Annotated in this window: 26 protein-coding genes and 1 tRNA gene; 21 read left to right on the forward strand and 6 right to left on the reverse strand. The window is 66.4% G+C overall.

Going from position 1 to position 26,286, the window contains the following annotated elements:
• Positions 1–224 precede the first annotated feature (224 nt).
• Complete coding sequence (gene glmS / locus U1708_RS06115; protein ID WP_332743784.1) at positions 225–2,048, reverse strand: glutamine--fructose-6-phosphate transaminase (isomerizing); 1,824 nt, start codon at positions 2,046–2,048, stop codon at positions 225–227.
• A 22-nt stretch (positions 2,049–2,070) separates the two neighbouring features.
• Positions 2,071–3,453: a bifunctional UDP-N-acetylglucosamine diphosphorylase/glucosamine-1-phosphate N-acetyltransferase GlmU gene (glmU, locus tag U1708_RS06120; protein ID WP_332743786.1), complete on the reverse strand. Its 1,383-nt coding sequence runs from the start codon at positions 3,451–3,453 to the stop codon at positions 2,071–2,073.
• Between the two features lie 62 nt (positions 3,454–3,515).
• Here glmU and U1708_RS06125 point away from each other — a divergent pair, with 62 nt between their 5' ends.
• Both U1708_RS06125 and U1708_RS06130 read left to right on the forward strand, forming a co-directional pair.
• On the forward strand, positions 3,516–4,199 hold the full coding sequence (locus tag U1708_RS06125) for an HAD family hydrolase (RefSeq protein WP_332743789.1): 684 nt from the start codon (positions 3,516–3,518) through the stop codon (positions 4,197–4,199).
• Positions 4,196–4,555, forward strand: a complete 360-nt coding sequence (locus tag U1708_RS06130; protein WP_332743791.1) for a VanZ family protein — start codon at positions 4,196–4,198, stop codon at positions 4,553–4,555. Before U1708_RS06125 ends, U1708_RS06130 begins: the two co-directional genes overlap by 4 nt.
• A gap of 374 nt (positions 4,556–4,929) precedes the next feature.
• Here the strand turns inward: U1708_RS06130 and U1708_RS06135 are convergent, their stop codons facing one another.
• Positions 4,930–5,268 carry a hypothetical protein gene (locus U1708_RS06135; RefSeq protein WP_332743793.1) on the reverse strand — a complete coding sequence of 113 codons (339 nt, stop codon included), beginning with the start codon at positions 5,266–5,268 and terminating at the stop codon, positions 4,930–4,932.
• 110 nt (positions 5,269–5,378) lie between these two features.
• Here U1708_RS06135 and U1708_RS06140 point away from each other — a divergent pair, with 110 nt between their 5' ends.
• From U1708_RS06140 to U1708_RS06180, 9 genes are all read left to right on the forward strand, one after another.
• The gene (locus U1708_RS06140) at positions 5,379–6,605 is read left to right on the forward strand and encodes an ATP-binding protein (RefSeq protein ID WP_332743794.1); all 1,227 of its coding nucleotides are present in this window, start codon (positions 5,379–5,381) and stop codon (positions 6,603–6,605) included.
• A 46-nt stretch (positions 6,606–6,651) separates the two neighbouring features.
• Positions 6,652–7,722: a substrate-binding domain-containing protein gene (locus U1708_RS06145; RefSeq protein WP_332743795.1), complete on the forward strand. Its 1,071-nt coding sequence runs from the start codon at positions 6,652–6,654 to the stop codon at positions 7,720–7,722.
• 277 nt (positions 7,723–7,999) lie between these two features.
• On the forward strand, positions 8,000–9,376 hold the full coding sequence (gene pstC, locus U1708_RS06150) for a phosphate ABC transporter permease subunit PstC (RefSeq protein WP_332743797.1): 1,377 nt from the start codon (positions 8,000–8,002) through the stop codon (positions 9,374–9,376).
• Complete coding sequence (gene pstA, locus U1708_RS06155) at positions 9,369–10,667, forward strand: phosphate ABC transporter permease PstA (protein ID WP_332743799.1); 1,299 nt, start codon at positions 9,369–9,371, stop codon at positions 10,665–10,667. The genes pstC and pstA overlap by 8 nt, the downstream gene beginning before the upstream one ends.
• Positions 10,667–11,446: a phosphate ABC transporter ATP-binding protein PstB gene (gene pstB, locus U1708_RS06160; RefSeq protein WP_332743801.1), complete on the forward strand. Its 780-nt coding sequence runs from the start codon at positions 10,667–10,669 to the stop codon at positions 11,444–11,446. The genes pstA and pstB overlap by 1 nt, the downstream gene beginning before the upstream one ends.
• 14 nt (positions 11,447–11,460) lie before the next feature.
• On the forward strand, positions 11,461–12,150 hold the full coding sequence (gene phoU / locus U1708_RS06165) for a phosphate signaling complex protein PhoU (RefSeq protein WP_332743803.1): 690 nt from the start codon (positions 11,461–11,463) through the stop codon (positions 12,148–12,150).
• Positions 12,150–12,842 carry a phosphate regulon transcriptional regulator PhoB gene (gene phoB / locus U1708_RS06170; RefSeq protein ID WP_307086425.1) on the forward strand — a complete coding sequence of 231 codons (693 nt, stop codon included), beginning with the start codon at positions 12,150–12,152 and terminating at the stop codon, positions 12,840–12,842. Before phoU ends, phoB begins: the two co-directional genes overlap by 1 nt.
• A gap of 116 nt (positions 12,843–12,958) precedes the next feature.
• Positions 12,959–13,303 carry a hypothetical protein gene (locus U1708_RS06175; protein WP_332743806.1) on the forward strand — a complete coding sequence of 115 codons (345 nt, stop codon included), beginning with the start codon at positions 12,959–12,961 and terminating at the stop codon, positions 13,301–13,303.
• 95 nt (positions 13,304–13,398) lie between these two features.
• On the forward strand, positions 13,399–14,313 hold the full coding sequence (locus U1708_RS06180; protein ID WP_332743808.1) for an SDR family NAD(P)-dependent oxidoreductase: 915 nt from the start codon (positions 13,399–13,401) through the stop codon (positions 14,311–14,313).
• 143 nt (positions 14,314–14,456) lie between these two features.
• Here the strand turns inward: U1708_RS06180 and U1708_RS06185 are convergent, their stop codons facing one another.
• Entirely contained in the window at positions 14,457–15,089 is a 633-nt protein-coding gene (locus U1708_RS06185; RefSeq protein ID WP_332743810.1) for a S24 family peptidase, read from the reverse strand.
• Positions 15,090–15,203: 114 nt separating this feature from the next.
• On the opposite strand from U1708_RS06185, the gene U1708_RS06190 reads away from it, so the two are divergent.
• The 4 genes from U1708_RS06190 to U1708_RS06205 all read left to right on the forward strand — a co-directional run bounded on the left by U1708_RS06190 (position 15,204) and on the right by U1708_RS06205 (position 18,279).
• On the forward strand, positions 15,204–15,425 hold the full coding sequence (locus U1708_RS06190; protein ID WP_332743812.1) for a hypothetical protein: 222 nt from the start codon (positions 15,204–15,206) through the stop codon (positions 15,423–15,425).
• Between the two features lie 2 nt (positions 15,426–15,427).
• Positions 15,428–15,748 carry a hypothetical protein gene (locus tag U1708_RS06195; protein WP_332743814.1) on the forward strand — a complete coding sequence of 107 codons (321 nt, stop codon included), beginning with the start codon at positions 15,428–15,430 and terminating at the stop codon, positions 15,746–15,748.
• A gap of 67 nt (positions 15,749–15,815) precedes the next feature.
• Complete coding sequence (locus U1708_RS06200) at positions 15,816–17,000, forward strand: acyl-CoA dehydrogenase (RefSeq protein ID WP_332743816.1); 1,185 nt, start codon at positions 15,816–15,818, stop codon at positions 16,998–17,000.
• A gap of 133 nt (positions 17,001–17,133) precedes the next feature.
• On the forward strand, positions 17,134–18,279 hold the full coding sequence (locus U1708_RS06205) for a CaiB/BaiF CoA transferase family protein (RefSeq protein ID WP_332743818.1): 1,146 nt from the start codon (positions 17,134–17,136) through the stop codon (positions 18,277–18,279).
• A gap of 79 nt (positions 18,280–18,358) precedes the next feature.
• On the opposite strand, the gene U1708_RS06210 is transcribed toward U1708_RS06205, so the two are convergent.
• Complete coding sequence (locus tag U1708_RS06210; RefSeq protein WP_332743820.1) at positions 18,359–19,666, reverse strand: sugar MFS transporter; 1,308 nt, start codon at positions 19,664–19,666, stop codon at positions 18,359–18,361.
• 106 nt (positions 19,667–19,772) lie between these two features.
• On the opposite strand from U1708_RS06210, the gene U1708_RS06215 reads away from it, so the two are divergent.
• The 6 genes from U1708_RS06215 to U1708_RS06240 all read left to right on the forward strand — a co-directional run bounded on the left by U1708_RS06215 (position 19,773) and on the right by U1708_RS06240 (position 25,845).
• Positions 19,773–20,318, forward strand: coding sequence for a (2Fe-2S)-binding protein (locus U1708_RS06215; RefSeq protein ID WP_332743822.1), 546 nt, complete (start codon positions 19,773–19,775; stop codon positions 20,316–20,318).
• Between the two features lie 323 nt (positions 20,319–20,641).
• Positions 20,642–21,586, forward strand: coding sequence for an RcnB family protein (locus U1708_RS06220; protein ID WP_332743825.1), 945 nt, complete (start codon positions 20,642–20,644; stop codon positions 21,584–21,586).
• A 113-nt stretch (positions 21,587–21,699) separates the two neighbouring features.
• Positions 21,700–22,383 carry a prolyl hydroxylase family protein gene (locus tag U1708_RS06225; RefSeq protein ID WP_443029979.1) on the forward strand — a complete coding sequence of 228 codons (684 nt, stop codon included), beginning with the start codon at positions 21,700–21,702 and terminating at the stop codon, positions 22,381–22,383.
• Positions 22,384–22,941: 558 nt separating this feature from the next.
• Positions 22,942–24,693 (forward strand): single-stranded-DNA-specific exonuclease RecJ, encoded by a 1,752-nt coding sequence (recJ, locus tag U1708_RS06230; protein ID WP_332743827.1) that lies wholly within the window; start codon positions 22,942–22,944, stop codon positions 24,691–24,693.
• Positions 24,694–24,768: 75 nt separating this feature from the next.
• A tRNA-Glu gene (locus tag U1708_RS06235) sits at positions 24,769–24,843 on the forward strand.
• Between the two features lie 222 nt (positions 24,844–25,065).
• The gene (locus U1708_RS06240; RefSeq protein WP_332743829.1) at positions 25,066–25,845 is read left to right on the forward strand and encodes an SDR family oxidoreductase; all 780 of its coding nucleotides are present in this window, start codon (positions 25,066–25,068) and stop codon (positions 25,843–25,845) included.
• Between the two features lie 48 nt (positions 25,846–25,893).
• Here the strand turns inward: U1708_RS06240 and U1708_RS06245 are convergent, their stop codons facing one another.
• Positions 25,894–26,208: a PilZ domain-containing protein gene (locus U1708_RS06245; RefSeq protein WP_332743831.1), complete on the reverse strand. Its 315-nt coding sequence runs from the start codon at positions 26,206–26,208 to the stop codon at positions 25,894–25,896.
• Positions 26,209–26,286 lie beyond the last annotated feature (78 nt).

Raw genomic sequence — 26,286 nt, forward strand, 5'->3', positions numbered from 1 at the left:
GTGACGCGGCGCACAATCTTAGTCAATCGAGGGATGCGCGCGGCGGAAAGAAATCGGTGTTCGCCGCCTGCCATACGTACCACCCCGGCGAAGGCCGGGGCCCAATTGGAAAGGTCGCCGTAACGGAGGACTGCGCCTAAGTTACCTCCGTCCCCCAATTGGGCCCCGGCCTTCGCCGGGGTGGTTTCTGTGGTTGGATGTACCAACCCCAACTACGCCAAGGGTTATTCGACCGTCACGCTCTTAGCCAGATTACGCGGCTGATCCACGTCCGTGCCCTTCAGCACCGCCACATGATACGCCAGCAACTGCACCGGCACCGCATACACCAGCGGCGCGATCAGCGGATGCACCTTCGGCATGGTGATCGTCGCCATGCAGCCTTCGCCGGCCGCCTGGATGCCGTCGTAATCCGAGATCAGCACGACCTTGCCGCCGCGCGCCATGACTTCCTGCATGTTGCTGACGGTCTTGTCGAACAGCGGGCCCGACGGCGCGATGACGATGACGGGCACATGCTCGTCGATCAGCGCGATCGGGCCGTGCTTCATCTCGCCGGCGGCATAGCCCTCGGCGTGGATGTAGCTGATTTCCTTCAGCTTGAGCGCACCCTCGAGCGCCAGCGGGTAATCCGTCCCGCGGCCCAGATACAGCACGTCGCGCGCGCCGGCGATGTTGTGCGCCATCGCCTCGATTGCCTCATCATACGCGAGCGCGCCGTTGAGCGCAGCGGGAGCCTCCGACAGATGCCGGACGATCTCGCGCTCCTGCTCCTTCGTCAGCAGCCCCTTCGCGCGCGCCAGATTGGCGGCGAGTGCGGCCAGCACCGCCAGCTGGCAGGTGAACGCCTTGGTCGAGGCCACGCCGATCTCGGGGCCAGCGTGCGTCGGCAGCAACAGGTCCGCCTCGCGCGCCATCGAGCTGGTCGGCACGTTGACGACGACCGCGATCTTCTGGCCCTCGGCCTTGGCGCGCCGCAGCGCCGCCAGCGTGTCCGCGGTCTCGCCCGACTGCGAGATGAACAGCGCGAGGCCGCCATCTTCCATCACCGGCGCGCGGTAGCGGAATTCGGACGCGACATCGAGGTCGACCGGCACGCGCGCGAACTGCTCGAACCAGTATTTAGCGACCATGCCCGCGTAGAAGCTCGTCCCGCACGCGACGATCGTCACACGCTTGATCGTGGACAAGTCGAACTCGGGGATCGGCAGCGAGACCTCGCCTTCCATCCGCTTGAGGTACGAGCGGAGGGTCTGCGCGACGACGATCGGCTGCTCGTAGATCTCCTTGAGCATGTAATGCCGATGGTTGCCCTTCGAGATCACCTCGCCGGTGATCCCCGACAGCGTGATCGCGCGCTCGACGGGCGCGTTGTCGCGGTCATAGACCTGCGCGCCGTCGCGGGTCAGCACGACCCAGTCGCCCTCGTCGAGATACGCGATCCGCTGTGTCAGCGGCGCCAGCGCGAGTGCGTCCGAGCCGAGGTACATCTCGCCGTCGCCGTGGCCGACGACCAGCGGCGAACCGAGCCGCGCGCCGATCAGCAGGTCGGGATGCTGGCGGAACAGGATCGCGAGCGCGAACGCACCGTGCAGCCGCGGCAGCACGTCGCGGACGGCTGAGACCGGGTCCATCCCCGCCTCGATCTTCTCGCTGACCAGATGCGCGACGACTTCTGTATCCGTCTCGCTGGTGAACGTGCGCCCACGCGCGATCAGCTCGTCGCGCAGCGGCTTGAAGTTCTCGATGATGCCATTGTGGACCACCGCGACTTCGCCGGTCGCGTGGGGATGCGCGTTGTTGGTGGTCGGACCGCCATGCGTCGCCCAGCGCGTGTGCGCGATCCCGGTCTTGCCGGGCAGCGGGTGCACAGCGAGTTCGTTCGCGAGGTTGACGAGCTTGCCCGACGCGCGTCGCCGCTCGATCGCGCCGTCGTGATCGGTGGCGATCCCCGCCGAATCATAGCCGCGATATTCGAGCCTCTTCAGCCCGTCGAGCAAACGGCCGGCAACGTCTTCGCCGCTCAAAATTCCAACGATGCCGCACATTTAGATCTTACTCCGTGGAAACTTACTTGGCCGCCTTACGCGCCAACATCATTTCGCGAAAGCGCGCGGCCCAGCCGGGCCGCGCAATTTGCGGTGGACGGACCAGCGCCAGCGCGTCGGCCTCGACATCCTGCGTCACGACCGATCCCGCGGCGACGATCGCACCTGCGCCGATCGTGACGGGTGCGACCAAGGCCGAGTTCGAGCCGATGAACGCCCCTTCGCCGACGACGGTGCGGTATTTGAAATAGCCGTCATAATTGCAGGTGATCGTGCCGGCGCCGATGTTCGCGCCTGCGCCGATGTCCGCGTCGCCGATATAGGTGAGGTGGCTGACCTTTGCGCCTTCGCCGATGATCGCCTTCTTGATCTCGACGAAATTGCCGACCTTGGCGTCCGCGCGCAGGTCCGCGCCGGGGCGAAGGCGCGCGAACGGGCCGACGTTCGCACCCTTGCCGACCGATGCACCCTCAATGTGGCTGAACGCGTGGATCGTCGCGCCATCCTCGATGCGTGCACCGGGGCCGAAGACGACATTGGGTTCGATCACGACGTCACGGCCGAGCTGCGTGTCGTGTGAGAACCAGACCGTGTCGGGGGCGATCAACGTGACGCCGTCGGCCATCGCCTGCGCGCGGCGAGCCGCCTGCCACGCGCCTTCGACGCCGGCGAGTTCGCCGCGGCTGTTGACGCCGGCGACTTCGTCCGCGCCGGTTTCGATGACGGCGGACGAGCGGCCGGCGGCTGCGGCAAGCTCGACGATATCGGTTAGGTAATATTCGCCCGCCGCATTGTCGTTGCCGAGCCGGTCGAGCAGCGCAAACAGATCAGTCGAGCGTACCGCCATCAGTCCGGAATTACACAGCGTCACCGCGCGTTCCGCCTCCGACGCGTCCTTATACTCGACGATCCGGTCCATCCGGCCCGCGGCGTCCGCAATGACGCGACCATAGGCGCCGGGATATGCGGGACGAAAGCCGAGCACGACGACGGCGGGCGTGTCGTCGCCGTGCAACCGGTCGATCATCCGCTGCATCGTCGCCGCCGTGACCAGAGGCACGTCGCCATACAGGATCAGGACGTCGCCCTCGAACCCCAACAGCGCCGCGCGTGCCTGGGCGACGGCATGGCCGGTGCCGAGTTGCTCCGCCTGGAGCGCGGTGGCGATGCCGAGCGGCGCGACCGCGGACTCGACCTGCTCACGCCCTGCCCCCGTCACGACGACGGTCTTTGCCGGGTGCAACGCCGCTGCACTGGCCACGAGGTGGAGCAGCATGGGTCGTCCGGCAATCGGGTGGAGCACCTTGTGCAGGTCCGATTTCATCCGCGTACCCTTGCCGGCGGCGAGGATCACGACTGCGATGGGGTGGATCGGAATCGGTTGGTCGATGGAAAGCGTCGTCATGGAAGGGTCGCTGCCACGAAAGCCTTGCCAATTCCATAGCGCCACTGGCAGGCACCGGTGCAATGACGCAATTTTCATTCAATATCGTCGGGTTCGACCTCGACGGCACCTTGCTCGACACGAGCGGCGACCTCGCAGCCGCGGTCAACCACGCGCTGGCGTCGGCCGATCGACCTCCCCTTACCATCGAGCAGGTCAAGCCGATGATCGGCGGCGGCGCACGCCACATGCTCAAGCAGGGCCTGACCGCGACCGGCGGCTATGACGAGGCGATGCTCGACACGCTCCATGCGGACCTGCTCGCCTATTACGAGGTGAATATCTGCGTGCTGACCAAGCCTTACCCCGGAGTGATCGACGCACTGGACGCGCTGACCGCAAAGGGCGTCACGCTCGGCATCGTCACCAACAAGATCGAGCGGTTCGCGCGAACCGTGCTCGGCGAGTTGGGGCTGGCCAACCGGTTCGCCTGCATTCTTGGCGGCGATACCATGGCAGAGTCGAAGCCATCGCCGATGCCGATCCACGAAATGGTCCGGCTATGTCGAAAATCCGGGGGCGGAGAAGGACGCGCGGCTTTCGTCGGCGACTCGATCTTCGACATCCAGGCGGGGCAAGCGGCGGGCTTGCCGACGATCGCGTGCAGCTTCGGCTTCCTGATGCAGCCGGTCGAGGAACTGGGCGCGGACGCGGTGATCGACGGTTTCGATGAACTGATCCCGACGCTGGAAAGGCTCGGCGCATGAGCCGGACGATGCTCACGCGCGTCGCGCTGATCTTGGCCATCATGTTCGCGGTGACGATGGCGCTGCTGCCCAAGCCGCCGCACATGCCGATCGACCAGTTCGGCGACAAGGCCGGGCACATGCTCGCCTTTGCGACGATGGCGCTGCTGGCGGCGCTGTCCTTCCCGACCGCGAAACTGTTCCGGATCGGCGAGCGGCTGTCGTTCCTTGGCGCGATGATCGAGGTGCTGCAATCGATCCCGTCGCTTCACCGTGATTGCGACATCCACGACTGGATCGCCGATACGCTGGCGATCACGGTCGTGCTGCTGGTGGTGTGGTTTGCGCGGCGAGGGCGCGGCGCCCGGCTCAACTAGGCCTTGCGCCACTTCGTCCAGAGGTGCCGTGCCAGCATTGCCGCCGATCGACCGCCCCTGCCCTGCCGACAAACCCGCCGCGACGAACGCCGTGCCCTTGAGTAGCACGATTGGGCAATCGACCAAGGCTAGCGCGCGCCGCGCCATCTCCGCCTCCCATAAAGCGGCACGGCGGCCGTGCTCGACGGCCGCGCGGGCGTCGACGATGATCGCCTTCACCGCAGGCGGCATCGGCAAGCCGTCGACCCGCATCGCCAGCGTGCCGATCAACTGCTCCGCGCGCGCCATTGCCATTAGCGCGGTCCAGCCATCCGCATCGAGCCCGGCGACGCTGGCCGGATCGGCGAGCGCATGTGCAAGGCGGCGGGCGTCGTTCACAGCGACGACCACAAGGCCTCGACCTGCTCGATCGCGCTCGCCCCGTCCGGGTAATCGATCGCGACCGAGGGAACGTTCGCGAGCAAGCCCGTCAGTGCCCGAAAGCCGGCCTCGCCGAGCGCGACGTAGTTGGTCGAGGCCTGCGTCATCCGCACGAACGCCTCGGCGGGCGGTACCGGTCGCGTCTCCGCCTCGAACCCGTAGCGCGAGAACAGCAGCACCACAGGCGTGGCGGGCATATCCATCGCCGCGATCGCTCGTGCGTCGGTGACCGCGTCGAGCGGCGCGATTAGCAGGGCGCCCAAGGGCGGTGCGCGAAAGATCGGTTCGGGCACGGCTCGATACCGCCGTCGCTCACGTCGGCGGGCCAACGGACGATACCGGTTTGTGCGCTACCGCTGTATGGCGCGGTGCGTGGACGTCGATTCCGTCCCAGGAGACCGCAATGCTTTCCGGATTTGGCCTGCGTACGTTTTGGGCGATCATCGTCGTCGTCGTCGCTGCGGTCGCGGTGTTCGCGATCACGCGCGACGTGCAGGGCGCGATCGTCGCGCTGGTCGGCGGGATCGCCGCGGCGCTGGTCGCCGCGGGTACCGGAGACGAGGCGCCGGCCCCCGACGACGCGACCGGCGTGTCGCCGTCGGTGCTCGACGACGTCCTCGATGCGATCGTCGCACCGGTGATGCTCGTCGAGGACGGCCGCGTGGTGGTCGCCAATCGCGCGGCGCGGACGTTGCTCGGCGCGCATATCCTCGGCGAGGACGCGCGCGTCGCGATCCGCCATCCCGCCGCCGCCGAGCGGCTGGGGACGCCGGGACCGATCGATGGCGAGCGGCCGATCGAGCTGGTCGGGCTCGGCACCCGCGACCAGCGCTGGGAGATGCTGCTGAGCGAAACGTCGGAGGGTCAGCGGATCGTCCACCTCGTCGACCAGACCGGCAACTATGCCGCCGAGCGGATGCGGATCGATTTCGTCGCCAATGCGAGCCACGAACTGCGCACGCCGCTGGCGTCGATCCTGGGCTTTATCGAGACGTTGCGCGAGGAGGCTGGCGAGGATGCCGAGGTCCGGGCACGCTTCCTGAAGGTGATGGACGACGAGGCGCGGCGGATGCAGCGGCTGGTTGAGGATCTGATCTCGTTGTCGCGGATCGAGGCGGAGAAGTTTCGCCTGCCCGACCAGGCGGTCGATTTCGCGCAGCTCGTCGAGGACACGCGCGAGGAACTGGCCGATGCCGCGGGCGATCGTGGGCATGATCTCGTCGCGACGATCGATCCGAACCTGTCCTCGGTGTCGGGGGACCGGGTTCAGCTGTCGCAGATGCTCCACAACCTGATCGGCAATGCGATGAAATACGGGCGCGCAGGGACGCCGGTGACGATCGAATTGAAGCGTGACGATGCCGGGATGATCCGCCTGTCGATCCGCGACGAGGGCGACGGGATCGCGGCGGTCCACATCCCGCGGCTGACCGAGCGCTTCTATCGTGCGGACGCCGGGCGCAGTCGGTCGCTGGGCGGCACGGGTCTCGGCCTCGCGATCGTCAAGCACATCGTCGAGCGGCATCGCGGGCGACTCGACATCGCGAGCCAGGTCGGCGTCGGGACCGTCGTTTCGGTCATCCTGCCCCCGAGCGGTGCGACGGCCAAAGGCGGTGTCATAAAAGGGTAACCCAACTGTCACACAGGATCGCCTTAAGTACCGCTAAGGCCGGTGCATGACGGGAATTTTGGTGCAGCGGTTTGTTCTTCTTGGAGTGTTGGGGGCGGCGACGGGCGCTCTGGCCGCGTGCGTCGACCAGGCGAACGGCGGCGGCGCAGGCTCGCGCGACCAGATCACCGCGGTCGGATCGTCGACGGTCTATCCGTTCACGACGATGATCGCCGAGCAGTTGGTGGCGAACGATCCCGATGCGAAGGCGCCAGTGATCGAATCGACCGGGACCGGGGCTGGCATGAAGCTGTTCTGCGCAGGGATCGGCGCGGCGCATCCCGATATCGAGGACGCGTCGCGGCGGATGAAGGCGAGCGAATATGCGGCCTGCGCGAAGAACGGGGTGCACGACGTGATCGAGATCCAGGTCGGGATCGACGGCATCGCCTTTGCCGAGGCGAAGAACGGCCCGAAGATGCAGCTGACGCCGACCGATCTCTACAAGGCACTTGCCGCCAATCCGGGGGGCAAGGTGAACACGGCGCGGGTGTGGCGCGACGTGAACCCCGCGCTGCCCGCGGTGCCGATCCAGGTTTACGGCCCGCCGGCCACTAGTGGCACGCGCGATGCGCTGGCCGAACTGATCCTGACCAAGGGGTGCGAGGACAGCGATCCTTCGGCGAAGGCGCTCGCGAAGTCCGATGCGGAGGCGCACAAGGCGCTGTGCACGCGGGTGCGCGAGGACGGCGTTTATGTCGATGCTGGCGAGAACGACAACCTGATCGTGCAGAAATTGCAGTCGAATCCGAACGCGATCGGCGTGTTCGGGTACAGCTATCTCGAAGAGAATAAGGACGACGTGAACGGGGTGTCGATCTCGGGCGTCGCGCCGACCTATGCGACGATCGCCGACAATGCGTATCCGGGGTCTCGGCCGCTGTATATCTACGTGAAGAAGGCGCATCTGACCGCGATCCCGGGACTGCGGAATTTGCTGAAGCTGTATGCGGCGAATTGGGGTGCGACGGGGCCTCTGGTTAAGCGGGGGCTGATCGCGTCTCCGGCGGAGATTCAGGCGCGGTCGGCGGCGATTATCGCGAACGAGACTGTGTTGGATCCGGCGGTGTTGTCGTGATGTGTTTCCTGTCCAGCCGCGCGCCCGTCCTAGTTCCCTCGCGAACGCGGGGGCCCAGGGACCACGCGCGCTATCCTGGCTTAGCTGCGCCCCGGCGTCCGCGGGGGAACGGGAGTTTTACGGAAAAAACCCGCCATCACACAGCAACCACCCCGGCGAAGGCCGGGGCCCAATTGGGCAACGCGCAGTTGGCTGGTGCCGCGCGCCATTACCTCGACTTTCCCAATTGGGCCCCGGCCTTCGCCGGGGTGGTGTTTATGAACGGGCAGCACGCATAATGTCCGCCATCGCCCTCCTCTTCCTAGTCCTCGGCCTGGGCCTCATAGGCTGGCTCACCGCACGAGTCCGCGCCACGCGGTTCCGAGCCGGCAGCACCGTGCGGTTCAGCTCGCTCCCCGGACACCATGGCTGGTTCGTCGCGCTGTGGACCGCGATCCCGCCGCTGATCTTCCTCGTGGTGTGGTCGATGACCGCGCCCGCGCTCGTCACCGATGCCGTGCTCGCGACGCCGGCTGCGGTCCAGCTTCCCCCACCCGGCTTCGACCGCGCATCGATCCTGTCCGAAGCGCGCAGCCTCGCCGAGGGGCGCAGCTTCGGCGCGTTCCACGGGCTCGCTCGCACATTGGCGCCGTCCTATGCCGCCGCGCAGACGCGCTACGACTGGATCGCGACCGCACTCGCTTTGCTGCTCGCCTTCGCCGGCGGTGCGTTCGCGTTCACCCGCGTGAAGCCAGGGTTCGGCGCGCGGACTCAGGTCGAGCGGGTCGTGATGCTCATGCTGCTCGGCGCATCGCTGATCGCGATCCTGACCACGGTCGGCATCGTCGCCTCGCTGCTATACGAGTCCGCGCGGTTCTTCTCGGTCGTGCCGATCACCGACTTCCTGTTCGGCACGCATTGGAGCCCGCAGGTGATCGACGGCCGCGACCCTGGCGCGTCGCTCGGCGCGGTGCCGTTGTTCTGGGGAACGTTCTTCATCGGCGCGGTGATCGCGATGATCGTCGCGATACCGTTCGGGCTAATGAGCGCGATCTACCTCACCCAATACGCCGCGCCGACCACGCGCAAATGGATGAAGCCGATCCTCGAAATGCTCGCGGGCGTGCCGACCGTCGTCTACGGCTATTTCGCCGCGCTGACCGTCGCGCCTGCGGTGCGCGATTTCGCGGTGTCGATCGGGATCAGCTGGGCGTCGTCCGAGAGCGCGCTCGCCGCGGGCCTCGTGATGGGCATCATGATCATCCCGTTCGTCTCGTCGATGGCGGACGACTCGATCGCCGCCGTCCCCTCGTCGATGCGCGACGGCAGCCTCGCGATGGGAGCGACGTCCTCCGAGACGATCCGTCGCGTGCTGCTCCCGGCCGCCCTCCCCGGTGTCGTCGGCGGCGTGTTGCTGGCCGTGTCGCGCGCGATCGGCGAGACGATGATCGTCGTGATGGCCGCCTCCGGCGTCGCGACGCTGACGCTCAACCCGTTCGCGAGCACCACCACCGTTACCAAGCAGATCGTCGACCTGCTGACCGGCGAAGCGGAGTTCGATAGCCCCAAGACGCTCGCCGCATTCGCGCTCGGCCTGACGCTGTTCGTGGTCACGCTCCTTCTCAACATCGTCGCGCTCCGCGTGGTGAAACGGTACCGCGAAGCCTATGAGTGACACGCTCGTGCCCCAGATCCCGACGACGAACGCCGAGCCCGCGCGTCGCGTCCCGACCGACTGGACGACTCAGGCGATGCAATCGCGGATCAAGCGCCGCTACGCGTCCGAGCGCCGCTTCCGCTTCGCCGGGCTCGCCGCGGTATGGATGTCCGCCGCATTCCTCGCTTATCTGCTGATCACGATGGTGATGCAGGGCGCGAGCGGCTTCGTCGAGACGCGCGTGGCGCTTCCGGTCGATCTCGCCGCCGCCGAGCTGCCGATCGACCCTGCCCGCTTGGTCGGTCGCGGTGCCGATCTCGCGCTCGCCGGCGCGGGTCTCGAAGGCACCGTCCTGGCCGCGGCGAGCAGCAAATACGGCAAGGACGGCGCAAATCTGTTGTCCGACGGCGCCTGGGCGGTGGTGCGCGATGCGATCAAGGCCGATCCGTCGCTGCTTCGGCGCAGGACCGTGTTCGAGGTCCCCGTCTCGAGCCCGATCGACGTCGCGGCCAAGGGCAACGGCACGCGCGACGCCGAAGCGGTCGTTGCGCGGCTGAAGGCGAGCGGCGCGCTGACCCGCGGGTTCAACGCCGGGTTCCTCACCTCGGCGGACTCCACCGATGCGACCCGCGTCGGCATCTGGGGTGCGTTCAAGGGGTCGCTGCTGACGATGGTCGTCACGCTGCTGCTCGCCTTCCCGATCGGCGTTCTGTCCGCGCTGTATCTCGAGGAATACGCCCCGAAGAACCGCTGGACCGACCTGATTGAGGTCTCGATCAACAACCTTGCCGCGGTGCCCTCGATCATCTTCGGGTTGCTCGGGCTGGCCGTGTTCCTCGGCACGTTCGGCATGCCGCGCTCGGCACCGATCGTCGGCGGGCTCACGCTCGCGCTGATGACGATGCCGGTGATCGTCATCGCCGGGCGAAACGCGATCAAGAGCGTGCCGCCGTCGATCCGCGACGCCGCGCTCGGCATCGGCGCATCGCCGGTGCAGGTCGTCTTCCACCACGTCCTGCCGCTCGCGCTGCCTGGCATCCTCACCGGCACGATCATCGGCATGGCGCGCGCGCTGGGCGAGACCGCGCCGCTGCTGATGATCGGCATGCGCGCGTTCATCGCCGCGCCGCCCTCCGGCCTCAGCGATCCCGCGACCGTGCTGCCCGTCCAGATCTTCCTGTGGTCCGATCAGGTCAGCCGCGGCTTCGTCGAGAAGACCTCCGCCGCGATCATCGTCCTGCTCGTGTTCCTGCTCGCGATGAATGGCGTCGCGATCTACCTCCGCAACCGATTCGAGACACGCTGGTGATGAATTCCAAATCCAAGACGCCGGTCCTGAAAATGACCGCGCGCAACGTCTCCGTCGCGTACGGCAGCAAGCTGGCGATCGACAACGTCTCGATCGACGTCGACCAGGACGAGGTGGTCGCGTTCATCGGCCCGTCGGGCTGCGGCAAGTCGACCTTCCTGCGCACGCTAAACCGCATGAACGACACCGTCGCCAGCGCGCGCGTCACCGGTGAGATCAAGCTCGACGGCCAGGATATCTACTCGCCCGACATGGACGTGGTGCAGCTCCGCGCCCGCGTCGGCATGGTGTTCCAGAAGCCGAACCCGTTCCCGAAATCGATCTACGAGAACGTCGCCTACGGCCCGCGCATCCACGGGCTCGCGGGTGCGAAGGCGGATCTCGACCGGATCGTCGAGAAGTCGCTGCGCCGTGCCGGCCTGTGGGACGAAGTCAAGGATCGCCTCACGGACAGCGGCACCGCGCTGTCGGGCGGCCAGCAGCAACGGCTGTGCATCGCGCGCGCGATCGCGGTCGATCCCGAGGTCATCCTGATGGACGAGCCGTGCTCGGCACTCGATCCGATCGCGACCGCCAAGATCGAGGAGCTGATCCACGAACTGCGCGGCCGCTACGCCATGGTGATCGTCACGCACAACATGCAGCAGGCCGCGCGCGTCAGCCAGAAGACCGCGTTCTTCCACCTGGGATCGCTGGTCGAATACGGCAACACCTCGGATATCTTCACCAATCCCCGCGAAGAGCGGACCAAGGATTACATCACCGGCCGTTACGGCTGAGTCGGGAAACGACCATGAACACGCATACGGTCAAGGCCTTCGACAACGACATCGGCGAGCTCCGCGGGTTGATCTCGCAGATGGGCGGGCTCGCCGAGGACGCGATCGACAAGGCGATGCAGGCGCTGCAACGCAACGACCTTGCGCTCGCCGAACAGGTACGCGTCGCCGACAAGCAGATCGACGTCATCGAGGCGGAGGTCGAGCGCCTCGCCGTGAGGATCATCGCCTTGCGCGCACCGATGGCCGTCGATCTCCGCGAGGTGGTCGCCGCGCTGAAGATCGCGGGCGTCGTCGAGCGGATCGGCGATTATGCCAAGAACATCGCCAAGCGCGTGCCGATGATCGAGAGCGAGCATAGGATCGAGCCGATCTCGATCCTGCCCGCGATGGGCCGGATGGCGAGCGAGATGGTCCACGACGTGCTCGACGCATTCGCCGCGCGCGATGCCGAAGAAGCCGTGCGGGTGGTCGAAAGCGACAACGCGCTCGACGATTTCTACGACAGCATCTTCCGCACGCTCGTCACCTACATGGTCGAAAATCCGCGGACGATCGGCCAGGTCGCGCATCTGCTGTTCGTCGCGAAGAACCTCGAGCGGATCGGCGATCACGCGACCAACGTCGCCGAGATGGTCTATTTCGCCGCGACCGGCACGCAGATGGTCGATCGCGAGCGCGGCATTAAGAAGGAGCAGGCATAATGGCGCGGGCACGGATGTTGCTGGTCGAGGACGACGCCGCCCTCGCCGAATTGCTGGTCTGGCATTTCAAGCGCGAGGATTTCGAGATCGCGCATACCCCCGATGGCGAGGAGGCGTTGCTGCTCGCCAAGGAGAAGGTACCCGATATCGTCCTGCTCGACTGGATGGTCGAGGGCCTGTCGGGGATCGAGGTGTGTCGCCGTCTTCGCCGCGCGCCCGAGACTCAGAACGTGCCGATCATCATGCTCACCGCGCGCGGTGAGGAAGAGGATCGCGTGCGGGGGTTGGAGACCGGTGCGGACGATTATGTGACGAAGCCGTTCTCGCCGCGCGAGCTGGTCGCACGTGTCGGCGCGGTACTGCGCCGCGTCCGCCCTGCCCTCGCCGGCGAAGCGCTCAGCTATGCCGACATTGAGATGGACACGGTCGGTCACAAGGTCCGCCGTTCGGGCGAAGTCGTGTCGCTCGGACCGACCGAGTTCCGGCTGCTCAAGCATTTCCTCGAGCATCCGGGCTGGGTGTTCTCGCGGGAGCGGCTGCTCGATGCGGTATGGGGCCACGACTCCGATATCGAGAGCCGCACCGTGGACGTGCACATCCGGCGACTGCGGAAAGCTATCAACGTCGGCGAGCGTCCGGACATCATCCGCACCGTCCGTTCGGCCGGCTATTCGCTCGATACGGGCGGATAACGACTCTGTCCCGCGGTGGGGCGAATGGAATCGGATGCGAAACGAAGGACCCAAGCGCGACTTAGTGCGTTCAGACGTCGCGCTACCAAAATGGTGCATCCATTTAGGAGATTCGTATGAAGTCCATTCTCTTCGCCGCTGCCGCTCTTCTCGCGTCGCCCGTGATCGCACAGACGACGCCGCCGGCAGACCCCGCCGCGCAGACCGCACCGGCCGATCCCGCAATGCAGACGGCTCCGGCAGATCCTGCCGCGCCAGCCGATCCCGCGATGGCGGCTCCTGCCGATCCGGCAGCAGCAGCCGCACCGATGGCACCCGCCGCACCGATGGCACCTGCCGCCCCGACCGGCGCCGTGACGTTCGGTCAGCCGACCGTCACCCCGCCGACGCCGGCACCTGCCGAGTATCCGGTGTGCTCGAAGACGGTCAAGGACGGCTGCCGCAACCGCGGCGGCAAGTAAGTCCTTCGCGCAGGCGGCAGTGATCCTGCCGCTTGCGCAAACGGCTTTACGTTCTAGGAAAGGCGCTCCAACTATAAGATAGGGGCGCCTTTTCCATGTCTGAGAACCTTGGGTCTATTCGCTTCGAGGGCCGCGTTGCGATCGTGACTGGAGCAGGCGGTGGCCTGGGTCGTGAATACGCACTCGAACTCGCTCGCCGCGGCGCGAAGGTGGTCGTCAACGATCTCGGCGCGTCGCGCGACGGGACCGGCCATTCCGACGCCGCGCTGGAGGTCGTCAAGGAAATCGAAGCGGCTGGCGGCGAGGCGATGTCGAACGGCGGCAGCGTCACCGATTACGACCAGATGGTCGAGATGGTTGCCCGCGCCTCCGAGAAATGGGGCGGCGTCCATATCCTCATCAACAACGCCGGCGTGCTGCGCGACAAGAGCTTCGCGAAGATGGAGCCCGCCGACTTCAAGTTCGTCGTCGACGTCCACCTCAACGGCTCGGCCAACGCCACCAAGGCGGTGTGGGACACGATGCGCGGCCAGAATTACGGCCGCATCCTGATGACCGCGTCATCGACGGGCCTGTACGGCAATTTCGGGCAGGCTAATTACGGCGCGGCGAAGCTCGGCCTCGCGGGGCTGACCAAGACGCTCGCGATCGAGGGCGCGAAGAACAACATCAAGGTCAACACGATCGCCCCGACGGCGGGCACGCGGATGACTCAGGACATCTTCCCCGAGGAAGCGTTCAAGGCCTTCTCGCCGGACAAGGTCGCGCCTGCCGCGGTGTTCCTCGTGTCGGAGGACGCGCCGACCAACATGATCGTCGGTGCGGGTGCCGGGGTGTTCCAGGCGGCGTATGTGACGTTGACGCAGGGCAAGCTGCTGACGGGCGACGATCTGTCGGTCGAGGGTGTCGCGGCGAATTGGGACGCGATCATCGATCGCGCGGGCGAGATCGTCCCGCAGTCGGGCTCGGAACAGTCGATGACTATCCTGAGCAAGCTGCAGGGGCGGTAACCGCTTGCCCCCATCTAGGGGGAAAATCCTCTACCGTTCCCCCGCGAAAGCGGGGGCCCAGGACCACGGACGTTGTCGCCTGTAACCCTGGGCTCCCGCTTTCGCGGGAGAACAGTATCGCCTCGGACAGAGCGGAGCCCCCCCTATCGCGGCTCGCGCATCTGCCAGACTACCCTGCCAATCACCGCAATCGCCCCTGCCGGCACCCGCTCTGCATCCGCGTTGTCGCTCGTCGCGACTAGCGCCCCCCGCACCAGCGCCACGCGCTTCACCATCACCGCGTCGTCGATCCGGATGACGTACACCCCGCCTTTCGCACGCGGTGTCCGGTCGGCGGTGTCGACGACGATATGATCGCCGTCGAACAAGCCAGGCTCCATCGAACTGCCGCGCACGCGGATGATCGCCGCCTGCCCGTCCTTAAGCCCGAGCTTGCGCGCCAGCCCTGCATCTAGCGTATCCGTGCCCAGCACGATCTCGCCGTCGACCAGCGCCCCCGGCCCCGCCGATGCCGCGACGTCGAGCTTGCGGATACGGAACCCCGACGGCCGGTCGGGGGGCGCGCCGAGCGTCGCTTCACTCACCCCGAGATATTCCGACAGCAGCCGCCGGTCGCGTTCGCCCAGCACCCGAGGCGAACCGCGACGGACATATTGCTGGAGATACGCCGCGTTGCGCCCGAGCATCGCCGACAGCGCCGCCAGACTGTCGCCGCGCGCCGCCGCCAGCGTGGCCAGCGCAGTTCTTGGATCGGGATCGGACACGGTTCTAGTCACCGCCAGACCCTAGCGTAGGAATTTTCCTAGACAAGTAGGATTTCCCGGAACAGATCAAGAACACAGGCAGGGACCCGGGCCAGGGACTCGGGGCAAGAACAGGAAGGATCGACCATGTCCGTTCTCATCAAGATCGACCGATATCTGCGGCAGACCGGCATGCCGATGACCAAGTTCGGCCGCCTATCGGTGGGCGATCCGCGGCTGGTCCACGACCTCCGACTCGGTCGCCAGCCGCGTGCGCCGATGGTGGCGCGGATCGAGACGTTTATCGATCAGTATGGCATCGCCCAGTCTAGCGTCGCCAAGCATGGCAGCGATCGGCACAAGTCGTGAGGATGGACGCCATCCGCGGCCCCGACGCGGGCACGCTGCTGATCCGCGCGCTTCGCGGCCACGCGGCTGCGGCAAACCTGACGATGCACGTCGAGTCGATCGCGTGCACGCCTTGGGCCAGCGCGACCTTCGTCGGCACGCTGCACAAGCTGACGATCGCGGCAGTGCCCGTACCCGGTCTTCGAGACTGGATCGACGAGCTGCCTGAAGTGCAGTTCGCAATGCGCGGGCATATCGTCGCCGATCTATCGGTGGACCGCGTCGAGACGATCGGCGAACGGGAGCATGTGACCATCGCGGTGCTGACGCTGATCGACGCGTAAAGCGTTCGTTGGGGGTGGACTTTCGCCCACCGACACACGAAGTCGGCGGTCAACGAAGGAGATGCAGATGGCCGGGATGGGCAAGTTCGACTGGGCGGATCCGTTTCTGCTCGACGATCAGTTGAGCGAAGACGAACGGATGATCCGCGACACCGCGAAGGCGTATGCCGACGACAAGCTGGCGCCACGGATCATCGACGCGTTCCAAAACGAGCATACCGATCCCGCGATTTTCCGCGAGATGGGCGAACTTGGGCTGCTCGGGCCGACCATCCCGGAAGAATACGGCGGCGTCGGCGCGTCCTATGTCTCCTACGGTCTGGTCGCGCGCGAGGTGGAGCGGATCGACTCGGGGTATCGCTCGATGATGTCGGTGCAGTCGAGCCTCGTGATGTACCCGATCAACGCGTTCGGGTCCGAAGAGCAGAAGCGGAAATACCTGCCCAAGCTCGCGACCGGCGAATGGATCGGTTGCTTCGGGCTCACCGAGCCGGATGCGGGGTCGGATCCGGGCGGTATGACGACGCGCGCGAAGAAGACCGCGAACGGCTATGTAATCTCGGGCGCGAAGACGTGGATTTCGAACTCGCCGATCGCCGACGTGTTCGTGATCTGGGCGAAGTCCGACGAGCATGGCGGCGGCATCCGCGGCTTCATCCTGGAGCGCGGGATGAAGGGGCTGGAGACGCCCAAGATCGAGGGCAAGCTGTCGCTCCGCGCGTCGATCACCGGGATGGTGATGATGGACGAAGTCGAGGTCGGCGAGGACGCGCTGCTGCCCGACGTGCAGGGACTGAAGGGGCCGTTCGGGTGCCTTAATCGTGCTCGGTACGGAATTTCGTGGGGTGCCCTCGGTGCCGCCGAGTTCTGTTTCCATGCCGCGCGCCAATATGGCCTTGACCGCAATCAGTTCGGCACGCCGCTCGCTGGGCGGCAGCTTTTCCAGAAGAAGCTGGCGGACATGGAAACCGAGATCGCGCTCGGGTTGCAGGCGAGCTTGCGCGTCGGGCGGTTGATGGACGAGGGGCGGTTCGCGCCGGAAATGGTCTCGATCGTGAAGCGCAACAATGTCGGCAAGGCACTCGATATCGCACGGATGTCTCGCGACATGCACGGCGGCAACGGGATTTCGGGGGAGTATCAGGTAATGCGCCACCTGATGAACCTCGAGACGGTCAACACGTACGAGGGCGCGCATGACGTGCACGCGCTGATCCTCGGCCGCGCGATCACGGGTATCGCTGCATTTTGAGTTCAGCCCCCACGGCCTACCACCCCGGCGAAGGCCGGGGCCCAATTGGGGGACGCGTATTGGCTGAGGCTGCGTGTCGTTACTTCAGCCTTCCCAATTGGGCCCCGGCCTCCGCCGGGGTGGTGCTGTGATCGTGGAAGACAAACCTCCCCCCCTCGCCGGCCTCAAGGTCGTCGAACTCGCACGGATCCTCGCGGGGCCTTGGGCGGGCCAGGTCCTCGCGGATCTCGGCGCCGACGTCGTCAAGATCGAGAGCCCCGCCGGCGACGACACCCGCACCTGGGGTCCGCCGTTTATCGACAACCCCGACGGCACGCGCGACGCCGCCTATTTCCACGCCGCCAACCGCGGCAAGCGCTCGATCGTCGCCGACTTCACCACCCCCGAAGGACAGGCGATCGTCCGCGACCTGATCGCCGACGCCGACGTCGTGATAGAGAATTTCAAGGTCGGCGGGTTGGCCAAATACAGGCTCGACTACGCGACGCTCGCCGCGATCAACCCGCGACTCGTCTATTGCTCGATCACCGGGTTCGGACAGGACGGCCCCTACGCCCCCCGCGCCGGCTACGACTTCATCGTCCAGGGCATGAGCGGGATCATGGACCTGACCGGCGAGCCCGGGGCTGCGCCGCAGAAGATCGGCGTCGCGTTCGCCGACATCATGACCGGGCTGTATGCGGTGATCGCGATCCAGGCGGCGCTGGCGATGCGCGAGCAGACCGGCCGGGGTCAGCAGATCGACATGGCGCTGCTCGATACGATGACCGGCGTGCTCGCGAACCAGGCGATGAACTGGTTCGCGAGCGGCGTGTCGCCGACGCGGGTCGGGAACGCGCATATGAACGTGTGCCCCTATGCGGTTTTCCCGACCAGCGACGGCTGGTTCATCCTCGCGGTCGGGAATGACGGCCAGTTCCGGCGGTTCTGCGATGCGATGGGCTCGCCCGAGATGCGCGACGATCCACGGTTCGCGACCAATGCCGGACGGCTGGCGTTCAAGGACGTCCTGTTCGCAGGGATCGAGGCGGCCACCTCGCTGGTACCAAAACTGGAACTGCTCGCACGTCTGGAGGCGGTCGGGGTACCGGCCGGGCCGATCAATACGGTAGCGCAGGCTTTCGACGATCCGCAGGTAATCGCGCGCGGGATGCAGATCAGCGCCGCGCGCCCGGATGGATCGACGGTCCCGGGACTGCGCACGCCGATCCGGTTTTCCGATGCCGATCTGGCGACCGGGCGGGCAGCGCCAATGTTGCCAAAACCACCGTCATCCTGACGAAAGTCAGGATCCAGAGCCACCAGCGCTAGCGTTCGTGGCTCTGAATCCTGGGTCGAGCCCAGGATGACGGGGAGGGTTAGGCGACCGCTTCGACCGCCGGCTTCCGGGCGTACAGACCATAGGCCAGAATCAGCGCATAGCAGATCGCCGGGAGCAGCAGCGCGAAGTGCAAGCTGCCCGACTTGTCCGCCAGCATCCCCGTCAGATACGGGATGATCGCGCCACCGACGATCGCGGTGGCGATCACGCCCGAGCCTTCGGCCGCACGCTTGCCAAGACCCTCGGATGCCAGCGAGAAGATCGTCGGGAACATCACCGCGTTCATCAAGCCGATGGCCAGCAGCGCCCAGCCCGATACCGCACCCTCGGTGTTCGCCGAGATCAGGATCAGCGCCAGCGTGCCCGTCGCAACGCCCGCGAGAACCTTGCCCGGCGACACCTTGTTCAGCACGTACGCGCCGATGAACCGGCCGACCAGCGCGCCGCCCCAGTAGAACGGCACGTGCTTGCCCGCCGCGACGTCGCTCAGGCCCATCACGCTCGGCTGCATCAGGTAATTGACGATCAGCGAGCCGACCGCGACTTCGGCGCCGACGTAGAGGAAGATGCACGCGGTCCCCATCGCGAAGCGCGGGCGCTTCAACAACGTGAAGGCGTGGAAGATGCTGCCGGTCTGGTCCTGCTCTTCGTTGAGCCGGTTGCGACGGGTCCACACGACCGCGGCGACGATCAGCAGCGCGATCGCGAGGCCGATATAGGTGTGGACGACCGTCCGCGACGACTCCGTCCGGTACGCGTCGAGCGCGGCGCCGGTGAGCGTCGAGGAATCGACCGTCGCCAGCCCGCCGAGGATCAGCGCCGAACCGACATACGGGAAGATCGTGGTGCCGAGCGAGTTGAACGCCTGCGCGAAGGTCAGCCGGCTCGACGCGGACTTGGGATGCCCCAGCGCCGAGATCAGCGGGTTGGCGACGACCTGCACCACGGTGATCCCTGCGCCGAGCACGAACAGCGCGAACAGGAACATGCCGAAGCTCGCCTGCCCCGCGGCCGGGATGAACAACAGACAGCCCGCGGTCATCGTCACGAGGCCGATCGACGCGGTCCGCATATAGCCGGCCTTGCGCACGATCGCCGCGGCAGGGATCGAGAACAGCGCATAGGCCAGGAAGAACGCCGACTGGACCAGCATCGCGGTCGCGTGGTCGAGCGTGAACAGCTCCTTCATCTTCGGGATGATGATGTCGTTCAGCGAGGTGATGCCGCCGAAGATGAAGAACAGCGCGAACACGAACACGCGCAGGTCGGGCGCATCATAGCCGTGGCTGGCATCGCCGCCGGCCGCCCCATCCTGACGTGGTGTGGATTTGGTATCGACGTGCATCTGGATTGCGCCCCCTCGCGGTATTATCCGCGCGACATAAGCCGGGGCGATGGCGCGTGGCAATGCCGCGTGGTGCGATCCGTCCCGGCAAGCTACGACGCCGCCCATGACCCGCTTCACCGTCAACAACGAGCCGATCGGATACAAGCTCGACGCCGACACCCCGTTGCTGTGGGCGTTGCGCGACGCTTCGAACCTGACGGGAACGAAATATGGCTGCGGCACCGGGCATTGCGGCGCGTGCACGGTCGATATCGACGGACGCGCGGCGCGGAGTTGCCAAGTGCCGATCGGCTCGATCGAGGGCGCGTACGTCACGACGATCGAAGGCCTGTCGCGCGAGCGCAATCACCCGGTGCAATTGGCATTTATCGCGGAGGCGGTGCCGCAGTGCGGGTTCTGCATCCCCGGGATGATCATGGCGGCGGCGGCGCTGCTGAAGCGAAATGCGGACCCGAGCGAGGCGCTGGTCCGCGAGCAGATCACGAACCTGTGCCGGTGCGGGGTGTATCCGCGGGTGGTCGAGGCGGTCCAGCGCGCCGGGCGGGCGATGCGTGGGGAAGAGGTTATTCCCGCGGGGCCGCGGCCGGGGATCGATCCGGCGGATTCTGCGCGATTGGTGCCTGCGCTGGTGCCGCCGCCCGCGCAATAGTGCGCTTCAATGCCGACCAAAGCGTGGTCTCCCGCGAAAAAACATTAACACCCCGGCGAAGGCCGGAGCCCAATTGGAACGTCTGAAGTAACAAGTCCCGCGCTTCGTTACTGATCATCCCCAATTGGGCCCCGGCCTTCGCCGGGGTGGGGGTAAATACTTTCTGGCAAGTGACGCCCCCCACCTAAACCTGTCTAATCGCTGACGAACCCATTCAGCCTCTCCACACTACCCCGCGTCTAGACCCAACCCATCATAGGAGCCGGCTCGTGCGCCGGCAGTCGAGGACGACGGCGATGACGGGCAAGTTACTCAAACTCTTGATGGCAGCATCCGCCTTGGTGCCGGCAACCGGAATGGCGACGGCCGCCGCTGCTCAACAGGCCGACCAGGACCGTGGCGACCGTGGACCGCGTCAAGACCGCGGCCAGCGCCCCGATCGCGGTGATCGAGGCCAGCGCCCGGGCAGCCAGACCTTCCAGCAACAGCGTCCCGACCGCCCCGCCGAGCCTGCCCGCCCTGCTGCGCCCGACCGCCCCGCCGCGCCCGATCGAGTCCAGCGGCCGCAACGCGCCGATCTCGGCACGCAGGCGCAAGTCCGCGGCGACCGTCCCGACTGGAACGGGCAGCGCGGCAATGGCGAGGGTTGGAACGGCCAAACCCGTCCAAACGCGCAAGTCGGCCAGAACCGTCCCGACTGGAATCGCGAACAAAGTCGCCCCGGCTTCGATCGCGGCAACCAACAGGCGGATCGCGGCCAGTTCGATCGCAACGGCGGACGCGGCGAGGGCCGCATCGACGGGCGCAACGACAACCGGGGCGACTGGCGCGGTGATCGCAACGGCGGCCTAAACGGCGGTCGTGGCGGCTACCAGAACCGTCAGCCCAACCGCGCCTATGGCAATTTCCAGGGCAACCGCGGCGGCTACGACCAGGGTCGCTACAATCAAGGTGGCGCCTGGAATCGCGGCTGGCGCAACGACAACCGCTATGCCTGGAGCAATTACCGCGCGTCCAACCGGGGCGCCTACCGCCTCCCGCGCTATTACGCACCAAGCGGCTGGGGTTCGGGCTATCGCCGCTTCGGTGTCGGCTTCTCGCTGAACAGCATTCTCTACAACCAGAATTACTGGATCCAGGACCCGTACACCTACCGCCTGCCCGACGCGTACGGCCCGTATCGCTGGGTGCGCTATTACAACGACGCTTTGCTGGTCGATCTCGACAGCGGTCGCGTAGTCGACACGGTGTACGACATCTTCTGGTAGGCCCCTTCTGAGAATTGCGGCCTAGCCTCACGCAGAAACACGGAAGAGCCCCGCGGTGGTCAGATCACCGCGGGGCTCTTGCGTTTTGAAGGCGCTTCGCCAAATCCTGCGGCGTGGGTATCTTTTCAAAAGCCAAGAAGGTCGATCCGGCCATGGCCCTCCGCCAAGCCTTCGGATCGCAGGTCGCCGCGCGCCTCGACGCCGATCCCGCGGTGCAGCGCATCGCCATGGATACGGTGCAATTCTATTATCAGGACAAGTTCCTCGATCCCGCAACCTGCAAGCGCCTGATCGCGATGATCGATTCGAAACGGCGGCCGTCGACGCTGCTGTCCGATCGCCCGAACAGCAATTTCCGGACCAGCGAGAGCTGCGACATGGATCGCTGGTCCCCCGACGTGCAGCCGACCGACGAGGCGATCGCGACGCTGCTCGGCATCGACCTGCTCCACGGCGAGACGATGCAGGGCCAGCGCTACGCCCCCGGCCAGCAATTCCGCGCGCACCATGATTATTTCCACGAATCCGAGAGCTACTGGCAAAAGATGCAGGAGCAGGGCGGCCAGCGCACCTGGACCGCGATGGTGTTCCTCAACGACGTACCCGAGGGCGGCGCGACCTGGTTCCCGCAGGCAGGCATCAAGATCGCCCCGAAACGCGGCATGCTGCTCGCATGGAACAACATGAACCCGGATGGCACGCCGAACGGGCTGACGCTGCACGAGGGCATGCCGGTGATGGAGGGCGTGAAGTATATCGTGACCAAGTGGTTCCGCGAGCGGCCCTGGATCAAGTGAGTCCGCGGCGAGCTACCGCCTCGCGAGGACAAGCCCTCCCCGCAAGCACTCGCGTCATTCCCGCGGAGGCGGGAACCCATAAAGGCTAGCCTCGGCGATCTGACCGCAACCACCGGAGTATAGGGATCCCCGCCTGCGCGGGGATGACGGGGTTGGGGGCGGTTCCCCCGTGCCCTGTGCCCTGCTCCGCAGTTCCCAACCCTCTCCCCGTTCGTCCTGAGTAGCCATCGAGTAGCTGCAACGCAGCGTATCGAGAGGGCGTATCGAAGGACAGGTTGGCACGTGGAACCATGCTTCGATACACGCCCTCGATACGCTTCTACGAAGCTACTCGGTCGCTACTCAGCACGAACGGGAGGGGAAGCGCGAGCGTCTTCTCCTTCCGCCGCCCCCACCAACGAGTCCCCCTTCACGTCATCCTGACGAAAGTCAGGACCCAGAGCCACGAACGCCCACCCCCGTAATCCTGGGTCCCGACGTTCGTCAGGATGACGGTGCGAGCGCTCGCCCCATGCACGGTCCGCTCGACAATCCCCCCGCAGCCACTACGTCCGAGACATGACAGTTCTCGGCGTAACCTCGTCCATCCTCGGCCAACCTTGGCGCTGGCGCGCGCTCGCCGCCGACGGCCGGGACGGCTTTACCGGCGACGACCTCGTCACCCAGCTCCTCCTCGCCCGAGGCTGCCCCCGCGACGCGCTCGACGCGCACCGCACCCCCTCGATCCGCGCGTTCATGCCCGACCCGTCCATCTTCCGCGACATGGACCGCGCCGCCGAACGCCTCGCCGACGCCGTTCAAGCGCAAGAACAGGTCGCGATCTTCGGCGATTACGACGTCGACGGCGCCACCTCCGCCGCGCTGATGGTGCTCGTTCTGCGCGACCTTGGCATCGAAGCCCGCCCCTACATCCCCGACCGCCTGCTCGAGGGTTACGGCCCGTCGGGCGAAGCGCTGGTCCGCCTCGCCGGAGAAGGCGCCACGCTGATAGTCACGGTAGACTGCGGCGCGCAGGCGTTCGACGCGCTCGACGCCGCCCGCGACGCGAAAGTCGACGTGATCGTCATCGACCACCACAAATGCTCGACCGCGCTCCCGCACGCGCTCGCGCTGGTGAACCCCAACCGCCTCGACGAGACCGAAGGCGCCGCGCACGGCCACCTCGCCGCCGTCGGCATGTGCTTCCTCGCCGCCGCCGCGCTCGTCCGCACGCTCCGCGTCCGCGGCTTCTTTAAGGACCGCGCCGAGCCCAAGCTCATCGACCTGCTCGACATCGTCGCGCTCGGGACGGTCGCCGACGTCGCGCAGCTGCGCGGCCTCAACCGCGCGTTCGTGTCGCAAGGCCTGAAAGTCATGGGCGCGCGCAAGAACATCGGTGTCGCCGCGCTGATCGAAGCCTCGCGCCTGACCCGCAACCCGACCTGCACCGATCTCGGCTTCGCGCTCGGGCCCCGCATCAACGCCGGTGGCCGCGTCGGTCGCGCCGATCTCGGCGTCCGCCTGCTCACCACGCAAGACCCCGACGAAGCGCGCGCAATCGCCACCGAACTCGACCGCCTTAACGAGGAACGCCGCGCGATCGAAACGGCTGTCCAAGAGGCCGCCGACCTCCTCTCCAGCCGGGACCGCGCCGTCGCGGTCGTCGCCGGACACGGCTGGCACCCCGGCGTGATCGGCATCGTCGCCGGCCGTCTGAAGGAGAAACTCGGCCGCCCCGCGATCGTCATCGCGATCGACGAGAACGGCATCGGCAAGGGCTCCGGTCGCTCGATCCCCGGCGTGGACCTCGGCGCGGCGGTGATGGCCGCGCGGGAACACGGCCTGCTGGTCGCGGGCGGAGGCCATGCGATGGCCGCCGGCCTGACGATCAGCGAGGCCGCGATCCCCGCCTTCACCGATTTCCTCGAAGAGCGCCTCGCCGCCGCCGTGGACCGTTCGAACGGCGACCGCGCCCTCCTGCTCGACGCGGTGCTCGCAGCCGGCGGCGTCAACCCCGCCCTCGTCGAATCGATGGAAGCCGGCGGCCCCTACGGCATGGGCTGGCCCGCACCGAGAGTGGCGATGGGTCCGGTGCGCGTCATCAAGGCGGACATCGTCGGCAACGGCCACGTCCGCACGATCGTCGCCGGCGACGACGGTCGCAGCATCAAGGCGATGGCGTTCCGCGCGGCCGAGAGCGCGCTTGGCCAGGCGCTGCTGGGCGCTGCGCCCCACCGCAAACTCTGGCTGGCCGGTCGTGCGAAGATCGACGACTGGTCCTCGCGCCCGTCAGCCGAGCTTCATGTCGAGGATGCGGCCTGGGCGGACTAACATGGGCGGACTAAATTGTTGCACCGAAACGCTTGACGCCTCGCCCCCTTCCCCTTAGTCGGCCTCCACCACGCAGGCCCCTTCGTCTAGCGGTTAGGACGCGGCCCTTTCACGGCTGAAGCACGGGTTCGATTCCCGTAGGGGTCACCAACGGTAGAATCAGCCGTGTTTGGTGAGTGTGGTTGAAGCGGTTGCCCCCGACATCGTAATGAGCCCCCATCCGATTAGCTGCGCGCGCCGGAATGGCATTTGGACCTACCGAAACCGGTCGCAAATTCGTTTTTGTCGTCGCTCTGGCGAGGTATCGATGAACGATCCGGCGCGGCGATCATTCGGAGAGGATAATCTTTCTTCGATGCGGAGCGATCAACCATGAAGACCAGTGGCAACACGATCCTGATGACGGGCGGCGGTAGCGGCATCGGCGAGGCACTGGCTCACCGGTTCCACGATCGTGGTAACACGGTCATCATAGCGGGGCGACGTCAAGAGACACTCGAGCGTGCGGCGGAGGGGCGTGATCGCATCCACACGATGACGCTCGACGTTGAGGACGCCGCGGCCGTGGACGCGTTCGCCAAGCAGGTCGTGGCCGACTTCCCGGCCCTGAATGTGCTGTTCAACAATGCCGGCATCATGAAGTTCGAGGATCTGACGAGCCGGCGCGACCTAGCCGATGCCGAAGCGACGCTGGCGATCAACGTACTCGGCCCAATCCGGCTGACGAACGCCCTGATCGACCATCTGGCGGGCCAGCCCGACGCCGCGATCGTCACGGTCACGTCGGGCCTTGCCTATGTGCCGCTGGTCGCCGCGCCGACCTATTCGGCGAGCAAGGCGGCGGTCCACTCCTATACGGTCTCGCTGCGGACCCAGTTGGCCGGGAAGATCGAGGTGATCGAGGTTGCGCCTCCAGGCGTGCAGACCGATCTCACGCCGGGACAGGCGAACCGCCCTGGCTATATGCCGCTGGAGGCGTTCGCAGACGCCGTTGCCGCGCAGTTCGCGGAGCAACCGACGCCACGCGAAATCCTGGTCGACGAAGTGCAGTTTCTGCGTCAGGCCGAGCGCGAGGGACGGTTCGACGAGACGCTGAAGACATTGACCGAGCGCGCCGCCCAGCAGCGTGAGGAGGGTAACCGACGGGGCTGACCGGCTTTCCGCGACGCGCGACGCGCGACCAATGCTGGAACGCAGCATCTAGTCGTCGCGCGCCAAGCTGATGAGGTGATTGACCACGTCGGCTGGCATCGGATGCGCTACGTCGAAGCCGAACTCCGTCGTGCTCGCCCATGCGACCCAACCCGAGTACCTCACGAACGCCGGAACATCGATGACGAGGAAGCGCCCCAGCGTTGCGGGGTATCCCGATCTGATCCGAAAACCGTGGGTGGCGACATCGACCGCCAGGGCTGAATACGGCTCTCCGTCCGGCGCGATTACGAAGACCGGTAAGCAAATCGGCGTTCGCTTCGCCCGTCGCGCATCAGTAGATGATCGGTCGGGTTTGAACATCTTGTGGTCACGGAAAATCATTCCCGTGTAACGCCACGGTTGAAGATAGACGGTATGAGGATCCGCTTGCGGCCATAG

The organism is Sphingomonas arabinosi, assembly GCF_036663715.1.
Taxonomy (GTDB): domain Bacteria; phylum Pseudomonadota; class Alphaproteobacteria; order Sphingomonadales; family Sphingomonadaceae; genus Sphingomonas.